Source organism: Marinomonas mediterranea MMB-1, from assembly GCF_000192865.1.
Taxonomy (GTDB): domain Bacteria; phylum Pseudomonadota; class Gammaproteobacteria; order Pseudomonadales; family Marinomonadaceae; genus Marinomonas; species Marinomonas mediterranea.
Genome location: NC_015276.1, coordinates 1 through 13,075 on the forward strand (window position 1 = coordinate 1; position 13,075 = coordinate 13,075).

The 13,075-nt window shown below is 45.4% G+C and carries 11 protein-coding genes; 7 read left to right on the forward strand and 4 right to left on the reverse strand.

Annotated features, from left to right (window positions below; all coding sequences use genetic code 11):
* The first annotated feature begins 58 nt into the window (after positions 1-58).
* Genes dnaA through gyrB form a run of 4 tightly spaced genes read left to right on the forward strand, consistent with a single transcriptional unit; the run spans position 59 to position 6,310 of the window.
* A complete protein-coding gene (gene dnaA / locus MARME_RS00010; protein WP_013659214.1) occupies positions 59-1,603 on the forward strand; it encodes a chromosomal replication initiator protein DnaA in 1,545 nt (514 codons plus the stop codon).
* 32 nt (positions 1,604-1,635) lie between these two features.
* The gene (dnaN, locus tag MARME_RS00015) at positions 1,636-2,733 is read left to right on the forward strand and encodes a DNA polymerase III subunit beta (protein WP_013659215.1); all 1,098 of its coding nucleotides are present in this window, start codon (positions 1,636-1,638) and stop codon (positions 2,731-2,733) included.
* 60 nt (positions 2,734-2,793) lie between these two features.
* Positions 2,794-3,894: a DNA replication/repair protein RecF gene (gene recF / locus MARME_RS00020; RefSeq protein WP_013659216.1), complete on the forward strand. Its 1,101-nt coding sequence runs from the start codon at positions 2,794-2,796 to the stop codon at positions 3,892-3,894.
* Positions 3,887-6,310, forward strand: a complete 2,424-nt coding sequence (gene gyrB, locus MARME_RS00025) for a DNA topoisomerase (ATP-hydrolyzing) subunit B (protein ID WP_013659217.1) — start codon at positions 3,887-3,889, stop codon at positions 6,308-6,310. The genes recF and gyrB overlap by 8 nt, the downstream gene beginning before the upstream one ends.
* Positions 6,311-6,439: 129 nt before the next feature.
* On the opposite strand, the gene MARME_RS00030 is transcribed toward gyrB, so the two are convergent.
* Positions 6,440-7,291 (reverse strand): SDR family oxidoreductase, encoded by an 852-nt coding sequence (locus MARME_RS00030; RefSeq protein WP_013659218.1) that lies wholly within the window; start codon positions 7,289-7,291, stop codon positions 6,440-6,442.
* A 125-nt stretch (positions 7,292-7,416) separates the two neighbouring features.
* On the opposite strand from MARME_RS00030, the gene MARME_RS00035 reads away from it, so the two are divergent.
* Entirely contained in the window at positions 7,417-7,836 is a 420-nt protein-coding gene (locus tag MARME_RS00035; RefSeq protein WP_013659219.1) for a winged helix-turn-helix transcriptional regulator, read from the forward strand.
* A gap of 186 nt (positions 7,837-8,022) precedes the next feature.
* A complete protein-coding gene (locus tag MARME_RS00040) occupies positions 8,023-9,171 on the forward strand; it encodes an MFS transporter (protein WP_013659220.1) in 1,149 nt (382 codons plus the stop codon).
* Positions 9,172-9,296: 125 nt separating this feature from the next.
* On the opposite strand, the gene gmhB is transcribed toward MARME_RS00040, so the two are convergent.
* Positions 9,297-9,917, reverse strand: a complete 621-nt coding sequence (gene gmhB, locus MARME_RS00045) for a D-glycero-beta-D-manno-heptose 1,7-bisphosphate 7-phosphatase (RefSeq protein WP_013659221.1) — start codon at positions 9,915-9,917, stop codon at positions 9,297-9,299.
* A 222-nt stretch (positions 9,918-10,139) separates the two neighbouring features.
* Between gmhB and MARME_RS00050 the strand changes: the two genes are divergently transcribed.
* Positions 10,140-11,042, forward strand: coding sequence for a lysophospholipid acyltransferase family protein (locus tag MARME_RS00050; protein WP_013659222.1), 903 nt, complete (start codon positions 10,140-10,142; stop codon positions 11,040-11,042).
* A gap of 34 nt (positions 11,043-11,076) precedes the next feature.
* On the opposite strand, the gene ybaK is transcribed toward MARME_RS00050, so the two are convergent.
* Positions 11,077-11,547, reverse strand: coding sequence for a Cys-tRNA(Pro) deacylase (gene ybaK / locus MARME_RS00055; protein WP_013659223.1), 471 nt, complete (start codon positions 11,545-11,547; stop codon positions 11,077-11,079).
* Between the two features lie 26 nt (positions 11,548-11,573).
* Positions 11,574-13,022 (reverse strand): TrkH family potassium uptake protein, encoded by a 1,449-nt coding sequence (locus MARME_RS00060; protein WP_013659224.1) that lies wholly within the window; start codon positions 13,020-13,022, stop codon positions 11,574-11,576.
* Positions 13,023-13,075 lie beyond the last annotated feature (53 nt).

The window sequence follows — 13,075 nt, forward strand, 5'->3', positions numbered from 1 at the left end:
ATGGCGTCGGGTTACTATTTCGCTTCTGTTTCGCCAATGTTTCTGGGAGTGCTGTTCAGTGTCTTTGGAGTTTTGGGAACGCTGTCTTGGTAAATTACAAGACGAAGTTTCTGCATCACAGTTCAATACATGGATCCGACCACTACAGGCCGAAGAGTCTGTATCGGGAGAGTTGTGTCTATTTGCGCCTAATCGCTTTGTTTTGGACTGGGTTAATAATAAGTATCAGGCTCGTATCAAAGAACTGCTTGCTGAATTCTCGGGTGAAAACCCCGCACCTAATTTGATGTTGGCGGTTAAGCAACCGGGTTTTGCGGCAACAAGTGCACCGCCACCGCCACCACCTGTGGTTGAAACGAAAGCGCCCCCTGTGGCCACTGTTGAAAATGACTCGGGCTATCGTCCAGGGCAAGTAACGTATGAACCGGTTGAAGAGCCGATATCGGGTCTCGAATTTGAAGCACCTTTGACCTTGTCTGATTCAGATGTGCTTTTAAATGGTGATCTTGAACCTTACGAACAGGGTCAGTTACCACTTACTCCGCCCAACCGAAAAGTGGAAGTGGAAGGTGGTATTAATCACGGTGCAAATCTCAATAATTCCTTTACCTTTGATAATTTCGTAGAAGGTAAATCTAACCAGCTAGCGCACGCTGCGGCACTTCAGGTCGCTGAAAACCCTGGCGGTGCCTACAACCCACTCTTTATATATGGCGGCGTTGGTCTTGGTAAAACCCACTTAATGCAAGCGGTTGGTACCGAGCTGATGCGACATAATCCGAATGCGAAAGTGGTGTACTTGCACTCTGAGCGTTTTGTCGCAGACATGGTCAAAGCACTGCAACTCAATGCAATTAACGATTTTAAGCGTTATTACCGATCCGTCGATGCGCTATTGATCGATGATATTCAGTTTTTTGCTGGAAAAGATCGAACCCAAGAAGAATTCTTTCACACGTTTAATGCCTTATTAGAAGGTGGTCAGCAAATGATCCTAACGTGTGATCGTTATCCTAAAGAAATTCAAGGGCTTGAAGATCGATTGAAGTCACGTTTTGGTTGGGGCTTAACGGTCGCCGTCGAGCCGCCGGAACTTGAAACACGTGTTGCAATTCTAATGCGTAAAGCAGAAGAAAGTGGCGTAAAATTATCGTATGATTCGGCTTTCTTTATTGCGCAAAAGATACGTTCAAATGTGCGTGAATTGGAAGGTGCGCTAAAACGAGTGATTGCTAACTCGCATTTTACTGGACGCGCGATAACGCCAGACTTCGTTAGAGAGTCACTAAAAGACTTGCTAGCCTTGCAAGACAAGCTAGTAAACATTGATAATATCCAGCGAATTGTTGCTGAGTATTATAAGATAAAGATCAGCGATCTTTTGTCGAAACGTCGCAGCCGCTCTGTCGCAAGACCGCGCCAGGTTGCTATGTCACTCGCAAAAGAACTTACGAACCACAGTTTACCGGAAATCGGTGACGCGTTTGGCGGTCGTGATCATACGACGGCATTGCATGCGATTCGTAAGATAAAAGAGTTACAAGATACGGATTCTGATATCCGAGAAGACTACAAACAATTGATGCGAATTTTGACCACCTGATCGGTCTAAGACTTTAAGTTAACGAGGAAAATATGAAATTTTCAGTCGTCCGTGAGACGCTTCTAAAGCCATTACAATTAGTTGCAGGCGTCGTTGAACGTAAACAGACTATGCCAGTATTAGCAAACGTACTGGTTGAGGTTAAAGACCAGGTATTAACGCTAACAGGTTCTGATTTAGAAGTTGAATTAGTCGGTCAGGTACCACTTGATGATTGCCAAGAAGGTCGAATTACCGTTCCAGCTCGTAAGCTGGTGGACATTTGTAAAAGCTTACCAGACAGCGCCGTGATTGAGTTTTCACTTGATGAGCAAAAAGCCATCATTCGCTCAGGTCGCTCACGTTTTAGTTTGTCTACTTTGCCTGCCGATGAGTTCCCTAATATTCAAGACATGCAGGGTGATTTAACGGTTAATGTGGCTCAGTCCAGTGTTCGACGTCTAATCGATCGCACTGGTTTTGCGATGGCAAACCAAGATGTACGTTACTACTTGAATGGCATGTTGTTTGAAGTGGCCGATGGTCAATTGCGTGTTGTTGCGACTGATGGACACCGTTTGGCAACCGCCATTGAAGATGCGCAAGTCAGCGGCGATTTAACGCAAGTTATTGTACCTCGTAAAGGCGTTCTGGAATTAAACCGCTTGTTGAGCGATACAGATGAGCTGGTTGAACTGAAAATAGGTTCTAATCACGTTCGAGCAACGATTGATGACTATACCTTCACGTCGAAATTGGTCGACGGCAAGTTCCCTGATTACCATCGTGTTATCCCTCGCAATAATGAAAAAATGGTCATTGCTGATCGCCAAGAGTTGCGTCAGGTTTTCTTACGCGCGTCGATTCTTTCTAACGAAAAATACCGCGGTGTTCGTTTGATCTTATCTAATGGCATGCTTCAGGTATTCGCGAACAACCCTGAGCAGGAAGAAGCGGAAGAGTCCGTATTGGTTCAATATCAGGGCGATGGTATGGAAGTTGGCTTCAACGTTGGTTATTTACTTGATGTGCTTGGCGTTGTTGATGCTCAAGAAGTTCGTATCGCGATGAACGATTCCAACAGCAGTGCTCTCATCGAAGAAGCGCAAAGTCACGCAGCACAATACGTCGTGATGCCGATGCGTCTCTAACTTTTTGACATAAAAGGCGTGGTCTAAACACACCACGCCTTTTAACATAGCCTTTCCTATATGCCACTGGCACGTCTAGATATCGCAAAACTGCGAAACCTCACAAAAATTCAGTTTGAGCCTTCCCATCAGGTCAATGTTATTGTCGGTGAAAATGGCAGTGGCAAAACATCAGTGTTAGAAGCCATTCACTTGCTCTCCTACGGGCGTTCTTTTCGAAGTCATAAACACAAAACCTATATTCAGCATGATCAGGCAGAATGCATTGTATTCGCACAACTTAAAGCGAGCACCAGTGTCTTTCCTATCGGCCTTAAACGTGCTCGCGATGGGGCGATAGACGTGCGTGTTCAAGGTGAGAAGGTCCACTCTATTGTCGAGCTTGCTGAGCGCCTCCCAGTTCAATTGATTAACCCCGATGCGTTTCGATTATTAGAAGGCTCGCCTAAGATTCGACGTCAGTTTGTCGATTGGGGAGCCTTTCACTTTGATGTTCAATTCATGCCAGCATGGAGAGATTGGCAAAAAGCATTAAAACAGCGGAATAGCTTGCTTAAACGTGGTAAAATTTCACCTAATTTACTGGCTGCTTTTGACCAAGAGCTGATCAGACTTGGTGGAACCGTCAATGAGGTCCGTCAAGCCTATGTAAAGCATTTAATTCCATACTTTAAAACCGTATTAAATGCGCTGTCCGATGAGCTCGATGTCTCTTTAAATTTTACCCAAGGGTGGGATGCTCAAAAGACACTCGCAGAAGCGCTTGAGTCTGGAGTAAATCGCGATATTGAGCTTGGTTACACACATTCAGGGCCGCAAAGAGCGGACTTGCGAGTAAAAACCAAAGCGGGTGATGCACTAGACACGCTTTCCCGTGGTCAGCAAAAGCTGGTGGTGTCCGCACTGAAAATAGCGCAAGGACAAGTGTTGACTGATATGGGTCGGCCCTTGGTGTTTTTAGTGGATGACTTACCAGCCGAATTAGATGCCAACCATCGTCAAAAATTATGTCGATTGTTAGAATCGCTTAACAGCCAAATATTTATAACCAGTGTTGGATCAGACAGTTTGGATTTTGTCTGGTCTGATGCGACAGATGTTCGTCACTTTGCTATGCGTAATGGCGAGTTGCAGAGGGTTGCAGGAGACTTAAATGAGTGAAAACAATTACGATTCGTCCAGTATAAAGGTGCTCAAGGGGCTCGATGCCGTCCGTAAACGTCCCGGTATGTATATCGGTGATACGGACGACGGAACAGGTCTGCACCACATGGTGTTTGAAGTCGTCGATAACTCGATTGACGAAGCCTTAGCAGGCCACTGTGACACGATCACAGTCACCATTCACCCAGACGAGTCTGTGTCTGTTTCGGATAACGGCCGTGGTATTCCGGTAGACATGCACGAAGAAGAAGGTGTCTCTGCTGCCGAAGTGATCATGACGGTATTGCACGCTGGTGGTAAGTTTGATGACAACTCGTACAAAGTATCTGGTGGTCTTCATGGCGTGGGGGTTTCGGTTGTAAACGCCCTATCAGAAAGTCTGACGTTGACCATTCGTAAAGACGGCAAAATCTATGAGCAGAATTATGTTCATGGTGTTCCGCAAGCACCATTAGCCATCATAGGTGACACGGATGGCGCCGGAACATCGGTTCACTTTAAGCCTTCTGCAGATACTTTTAGCAACATTTTATTTATCTACGATATCCTTGCGAAGCGTTTACGTGAATTGTCTTTCTTGAACTCTGGTGTGGCGATTCACTTAAAAGATGAGCGCAGTGGTAAGGAAGAATTCTTCAATTACGAAGGCGGTTTACGTTCTTTCGTAGAACATTTGAATACTAACAAGACGCCGATTAATGACATTTTCCACTTTATTTGTCAGCGCGACGACCTAGAAGACGGTATCGCTGTGGAAGTGGCATTGCAGTGGAACGAAGGTTTTCAGGAAAACATCTACTGTTACACCAACAACATTCCGCAACGAGACGGCGGCACTCACTTAGCTGGTTTCCGTGGTGCTTTGACGCGTACGCTTAATAATTTCATTGAGTCAGAAGGCTTGGCGAAGAAACAAAAAGTGGCAACAACGGGTGATGACTCCCGTGAAGGTTTGACTGCCATTGTGTCGGTGAAAGTACCCGATCCTAAGTTCTCTTCTCAAACTAAAGATAAACTGGTGTCTTCTGAAGTAAAAACGGCAGTTGAACAAGAAATGGCGAAACGTTTCGCTGAATACCTGCTTGAAAAGCCAAATGAAGCCAAAATCATCGTTAACAAGATGATTGATGCTGCCCGCGCCCGTGAAGCGGCTCGTCGTGCACGTGATATGACGCGACGTAAAGGCGCATTGGACATTGCAGGCTTACCGGGTAAATTGGCAGACTGTCAGGAAAAAGACCCAGCACTTTCTGAAATCTACCTAGTGGAGGGTGACTCTGCAGGTGGTTCTGCAAAACAAGGCCGTGACCGTCGTACTCAGGCTATCCTGCCTTTGAAAGGTAAGATACTGAACGTTGAGAAAGCCCGTTTTGATAAAATGCTGTCATCGGCTGAAGTTGGCACGCTGATTACTGCATTGGGTTGTGGTATCGGTCGTGACGAGTTTAATCCTGATAAATTACGTTATCACAGCATTGTTATCATGACCGATGCCGACGTCGATGGTTCTCACATTCGTACTCTTTTATTGACGTTCTTCTTCCGTCAAATGCCGGAAATTATAGAACGCGGGCACATCTTTATCGCTCAACCGCCTTTGTATAAAGTGACGCGTCGTAAGAACGAACTGTATATTAAAGACGAGCATGCACTTGAGCAGCATCTAATCGAAGTGGCTCTAGACGGCGCCGCATTGTACGTAAATGAAGGAGCGCCTGGCATTCAAGGTAGTGCGTTAGCGAAGCTGATTCGTGACTACATTGCAATTCAAGAAGACATTGAGCGTATGGCTCGTGTGTACCCACAAGATGTCATGAGCAAGCTTCTGTATGTTGCACCGCTTCGTTCTGAATCATTAACGGACGAAACAGAGGTCGCTGAATGGGTAGAACTACTTCGTCAGCAAATGCCAATGGATACCCGTACGGGCTTCCAGTTCGACTTCTCTGTAGAGAAAGACGAAGAGCGTAATGTCTACTTACCTGTTGTCGACATCATGTCGCATGGCGTAAACAACCGTTACCGCTTCGAAGCAACCTTCTTCTCATCGCCAGAGTACGCTCGCATTGTCGAGCTGTCAGAGACGGTGAAAGAGTTGTTCAGCGAAGAGTCTTACATCCAACGTGGTGAACGCACACAGATCGTAACCGACATTGACGTGATGAAAACATGGTTGATGAAAGAAGCGAAACGTGGAATGGACGTACAGCGTTACAAAGGATTGGGAGAGATGAACCCTGATCAACTTTGGGAAACGACCATGGACCCTGATTCTCGTCGTATGCTTCGTGTGACCATTGATGACGCGGTTGCAGCCGATCAAATGTTTACCACACTGATGGGCGACGAAGTTGAACCACGTCGTAACTTCATACAAGACAATGCATTGTCTGTAGCGAATTTGGACGTTTAATTAATCGTTAGTTTCGCGTAAGAATATAAAAAGCCCGATTTAGTTTTCTAAATCGGGCTTTTTTACTTTTTGCATGCGGCTCAATGTAGGGGAAACGATGAGCCGCAAGTTTTGACGCTATGTCGTTGCTTAAAGCGCTGCTTTAATGCTGTCTTGAATCGGTGTAGAAGGACGGCCGATTAGTGTTTCTAGGTCCTTGCTGTCGCTGTATAGCGCACCATTGGATGTACCCACATCTGAGTCCGCTAGAACAGCGGCGAACCCTTCTGGAAGACCTACACCGACAAGTACTTTTGTGTATTCTTCTGCTGGAAGATCTTGGTAAATTACTGTTTTACCAGATAGCTCGCTAACGTATTGAGCGTATTCTGTTAGCGTGTAAGCGGTAGAACCTGCCAATTCGTAAGTTTTACCTGCGTGACCTTCCGTTGAAACGGCTACCGCTGCTGCTTCTGCGTAGTCAGCACGTGTTGCAGAGGCGAATTTACCGTCTTTTGCACTACCTAATACAGCACCGTGTTCCAATGCTAAGCCTAGGTTTTCAGTGTAGTTTTCGTTGTACCAGCTGTTACGTAGGAGTACGTGAGGAACGCCAGACTCCGTCAAGGCTTTTTCAGTACCAACGTGCTCTTGTGCCAAGATCATTGGAGACTCAGTTGCGTTTAGTAGGCTGGTGTATGCGATGAGCTCAACGCCCGCTTCTTTTGCTGCGTTGATGACGTTCTGGTGCTGTGGAAGACGTTGACCCACTTCGCTAGAAGAAACCAAAACAACGCGTTTTACGCCTTCTAGTGCTGTCGTCAATGTTGCTGGATCTGAGTAGTCTGCTTTGCGTACTACAACGCCTTGGTCAGCCAGGTCTGCCGCTTTTTCTGGTGAACGAACGCCGGCAACGATGTCGCTTGCTGGTGTGCCGCGTGCTACTAAGCTCTCGATGACTAATTTACCTAATTTGCCTGTTGCGCCTGTTACTAAAATCATAATGTTGACTCCTAAGTTAGATTCTTTATGAAATGTTATTTTCTGTGAGAAAGTAGTTGGTTAATTCGATAAAACTAATTTAGACTATAAACTAACTAAAAGTAAGTACGTACAAAAAGGTAAGTATGAAAAAAATTGTGCAAATATATGGTAAACCGATGGACATCGATTCTGAGAAGATGTTTGCCGAATACGATCGAGGTGACGTTCTGTCCAGTAACTGTCCTTCTAGAGAGATTATGAAGCACATAACCAGCCGTTGGGGCATTATGGTTTTTGTGGTTCTGCGGGATCGAGAGAAGCACCGTTTCAGTCATTTGCGTCGACGTATTGAAGGCGTCAGTGAGAAGATGCTGGCACAAACGTTAAAACAACTCGAAGGCGATGGTCTGGTTGAACGTATTGTTTACCCTGTGGTACCGCCGCATGTTGAGTATCAATTGACGGAGTTAGGGCACGAGGCCTGTAAAAAGGTGCTTGAATTGGTTTGTTGGATCGAAGGCAATACCATCGACATCATGGAGCAGAAATTAGGGGCAGGATAGTTGGCATTTGCTTTAAAGTCTGCACCTAAATAGTGGGTTAATATTTTAGAAAATTAAGTATTTGTTTTTAAAGCTCACTACTTCTTTTTGTACGATCTCCGTGATTAAATGCGCATTGTTTGGAAGAGCATTCGTTTCTTCTTTTCTCCCTTATGCTTATTTAGCAATGCCTTTGAGATCATAGAAATGCGTATATTTGAATGGAAACGCACGGTGACCTATTGCCTGATGTTTATCGCCTGTGGGGCGGTCAGCGGTATGTTAGGGCCTTGTTTAATCTATTTGGCGAACCGATCGGATTCGTCCGTCGCTGAAATTTCTGTGCTTTTCACTGCCCGTGGCATTGGTAATATTTTGGGTGCCTTAGTGGCATCTAGAATGTATGACCGCTTTTCAGGGCATCATTATCTGGTCGCCATGTTGGTGATCATGATATCTGCTACGTTACTTGTGCCCTTCTCTACCGCCCTGTGGGTACTGATTGGATTGTTTGTTTTACTTGGCGCAAGCGAAGTGTCCGTCAATACGGGCGGTAATTTGATGATGCTGTGGTTGCATCGAGAGAAAGTCGAGTCCTATGTCACTGCTCTGCATTTAAGTTACAGTTTAGGTGCGATGGTTGCACCGCTTATATTTGTGGCGATGAATGGGTTAGGTGGCAGCTATGGGTGGGGAATCTGGCTGATAGGCTTGTATTCTGTGCTCTTCCCTATTCTGTTGCTTAAACAAAAAACGCCCGTATTAGAAACCTCTTCTAGTATTCAATCTGATGAACCTAAAAAGCAGACTAAGCTGTTTGGTGCTTTTCTATTTGTCATCTTCTTGTATGTTGGAATTGAAGTCACTGTGGCGGGTTGGATTTCAACGTATGGCAGTTTAATGGGCATGAGTGAAGACAGTGCGGTTGTATTGGCGACGTGGTTCTTTATGGCCATGTCTTTAGGTCGACTGATATTTGTCCCCTTATTGCGTTGGTTAGCGTTAGTGCCCTGTGTGTATGCTTTGATGTGTGTGTGCGCGGTTTCGATTCTAGGGATTAACGTCAGTGGCTCTAGTGAAGGGATGTTGGCTATGCTGGTCTTCGGTCTTGGTTTTGGTTGCTCCGCGTTGTTTCCTATGATTTTCTCGTTCGCCAATCGGATTCTAACGTTAACAGGTAAACGTACGGGCATTATTTTCTTTTGTTGTGGTTTGGGCGCCTTGGTTGCGCCATCGCTAACTGGCCCTTTAATCGATGCGTTTGGTGTAGGCTCATTTCCGATATTGCTTATGATCCTATTTGGTTTCTTTGTTTTGAGCTGGACTTATGTATTGAAGCTAGCGAAATCACATTAACCTGCGATTGTTATTAAACGCTCGCAAAAGCACTTTATCTATCATCTTCTATAGGACTTACTTTTTATAGACAATGATAGATAAAGCGCAGAATAAGCCAGTGGACTTGTTCACACCTTCCTTAATTAATTAAACTTATGCAGTGTCGCTAGCGCAAATGCAGCAAGGTCTGCATAGACATCGAAGTAAAAATCGAACGCTTTGTACTGAGTGTCACGACCTTTGCCCGTTAGAACTAATGAAGGGTGGCAGCCTCTAGCATGACCGGCTTCTAAATCGCGTTTTGAATCGCCGACAATAATGGCGCTTGTTTGCGTAAAGTCGACGCCTATCTTGGACTCAATGGTTTCAATCATACCGGGCAAAGGCTTTCTGCAATGGCAGCCATCATCTGGGCCATGAGGGCAATATTCTATGCCTTCGATTGTCCCGCCTTCAGAATGAACTAAATTCAGCATTTTCGTGTGCATGGCGTTCAATTCCGTTTCATCATAGTAGCCGCGTGCAATGCCTGATTGATTGGTTACGACGAAAATCCGAAACCCTGCTTTTGACAATGCTGCGATGGCTTTGATACTCCCAGGCAAGGGCTGCCATTCATCAACCGACTTTATATAGGCGTCAGAGTCATAATTGATAACACCGTCTCTATCAAGCAAGATAATAGGTTTAGTTTTACTGTTGTTTCTATCGGTTGTTTGCTGCATTTTCGTTTCTGTCGCTTTTATTGTGTCTTGTTTTCGCATGTCTGTATTTTCAAGTACGCTCAAGGAACGTTTTTGGGTAATGCGTTAATCAAAGAAGTCGAGGGAAGTTAGCCTATAATTTACTGTGTTTGTTCGATCAATGCGACTTTTATTGATGACGTTTGAGTCGAAGAAATAGAGTACAATAGCGCTTCTTATCATGTTGTTTTTCGTTGTCTTTAATTGTGTTTGTATTTAACTGCTTTTATTTAATGGTGGCCTATGTCCTCAGATCAGCCTAAGTCTGCGCTTGTTACAAGTTTAAAGCTTATCGGTGCTTTGCCGTTTTCAGTCAAGCGAACACTAGGTCGATTATTTGGCCGTTTCTTTATTCGGTTAGATAAACGCACGGTCAGAGGGATTGATCAAAACTTGGCACTCTGCTTTCCCAATATGGCACTGGATGAGCGTAAGGCACTTCGTAATCAACGCTTAGTGCACATCGGACAGACGGGGATGGAGATGCTGCATGCTTGGACGCATACGCCAGAAGAGCTTCTGACCTTGCTAGAATTTGGTGAGGGCGTAGATGAGTTCAAACACGCACTAGAAAGCGAGCAAGGCGTGTTGTTAATGGCGCCGCATTTAGGCAGTTGGGAATACATTCCGTCGTTCGTTTCTCAGATGCGCACGATGACGACGATGTATCGTCCGCAGAAAGACAAAGCAATGGATGCGTTTATTCTTGAATCTCGCAAGAGAGCGGGGACGGAACTGGCACCGACTGATCGCCGCGGTGTCATGCAGCTCATGAAAGCATTAAAGTCCGGCGGTGTTGTTGGGATTCTGCCTGATCAGGTTCCAGCAGAAGGCAGTGGTGAATACGTCCCCTTCTTTGGACAGCCTGCTTACACCATGACGTTAGCGAGTCAGTTAACTTCCAAGTCTGGCGCGAAGGCGTTTATCTGTGCCGTCTTTCAAACTCAAAAAGGTCTGAAGTTCGAAGTCTTTCCCCTAAATGAAAATTTCTATAGTGAGGACTTACAAACTTCTACAGCTTCTCTAAATAAGAGTCTTGAGTCATTGATATTACGTCACCCTGAGCAATATCAATGGGAGTATAAGCGCTTTAAAAAGCAAGCGGATGGTTCGTCTTTGTATCCTAGATCGTCGGATAATGATTAGCCGCCATACTGCGTTGTGAAGCGTGAATACCTCCTTACGATTCACGAATATCTGAAAACTGTCCCTGCCGACACTGAGCTGCTAGATCTTGGGGAGATAAACCAATATCTAGTCCTCGTTTTCCCCCACTGACATAAATCTTATCGTACTCTAGTGCACTTTGATCGATCAGAGTTCCTAGTGCTTTTTTCTGTCCAAGAGGACTAATACCGCCCACTAAATACCCTGTGAGACGCTCGGCTTCTTTAGGTTCGGCCATACGCAGTTTTTTGACCTTAAGCGCGGATGCTGCTCGTTTTAGGTTTAAGGTTCCAGTCACCGGCACGATGCAGACGAAGAAGAGTTTATCGTCTGACACGAGTAATGTTTTAAACACTTCTTCGGGTTGTAAATTCAGTTTATCAGCCGCTTCATTACCAAAGTTTTTACAACTCGGGTCGTGATCGTATTCATGTAGGGAAAAGTCGACTTTGGCTTTTTTTAATTGATTGATTGCTGGTGTCACGTAACGTTCTCCTTTTGCTTTTTGTTTTATCGTTGCCAGAACATCGGCGTAAATAAAACAAGCAAGGTAAAGACCTCAAGACGCCCTAATAGCATAGAGAAGCAAAGCATCCACTTGGCTGGGTCATTGATACCCGCAAAGTTGGCGGAGACGTCTCCTAAACCCGGTCCAAGATTGTTAAGCGTTGCTGCCACCGCAGACCACGCTGTCACCTGATCGATGCCTGTCGCCATAAGGCCAATCATCAGAATAACGTAGACAATGAGATACGCAGAGAAGAAACCCCAAACGGCCGAAACGACTCGTTCAGGAATGGCTTTTCCGCCTACTTTAATTGGGATCACAGCACTAGGATGAACAAGTCTTTGGATTTCTCGTACACCTTGTTTCAGAATCAGAAGGATACGCATAACCTTCATACCACCGCCAGTGGAGCTTGCACAACCGCCAGCGAAGGAAGTAACAATTAACAAGAAGGGTAAGAAATGCGGCCATGCTGAAAAGTCTGAGGTGCCAAATCCAGCGGTGGTCGCAATTGAAATACTTTCGAAGACCGCGTAACGGAACGCGAGATCCCAGTCGTAGGTAGCAGTTAAGGTCAGTCCGAGCGTCGTCAATGTGACGGTACAAAACAATATAAAGATAAAGAAGCGCGCTTCTGGGTCTTTGAAATAGTGTAAGACGCTTTGATTTCGCCATGCGTAAAAGTGCAAACCAAAGTTGATTGCCGATATGAACATAAAGAGTGAACACACCACTTCAATCGCGACACTGTTGTAATAACCGATACTGGCATCGTGCGTTGAAAAGCCGCCGATTGCGACAGTAGAGAAGCTATGACAGATTGCGTCGAACAAGGTCATACCTGCTAACCAATAGCCGACTGCACAGACCGTTGTTAGCGATGCATAGATATACCAAAGTGCTTTTGCGGTTTCTGCTATTCGAGGCGTGAGCTTGGAGTCTTTCACTGGCCCAGGTGTTTCGGCGCGATAAAGCTGCATACCCCCTATGCCTAGCATCGGCATGATAGCCACAGCCAGTACGATAATCCCCATTCCGCCCAACCATTGGAGCTGCTGACGATAGAATAAAATGGAAGGGGGTAATCCATCGATGTGAGTAATGATGGTTGCACCGGTTGTGGTTAATGCTGAAATAGATTCGAATAACGCGTCGGTAAAAGTCAGAACGGGGTCCGTCGAGATAAGAAATGGGACTGAACCGGATAGCCCCAATACGAACCAGAAGAGAACGGTCACCACGAACCCATCGCGTATTTTTAAGTCTGCTCGTTGGTTTCGGACTGGAAACCAAATAAGAAAGCCACTCAACAGGTTAATCGCAAGCGCTGAGGCAAACGCGCCGAGTGTGTCATCTTGATAGATCAAGGAGACAATGATGGGTGGAATAAGCGATAAGCTGAACACCATCACTAGGATACCAATCACCCTTAGAATAACCTGTATGCGCATATGTTTTTTCCGTTTCTCTTAATACGACTGACTGGTCAGCACGTCGATCTTCA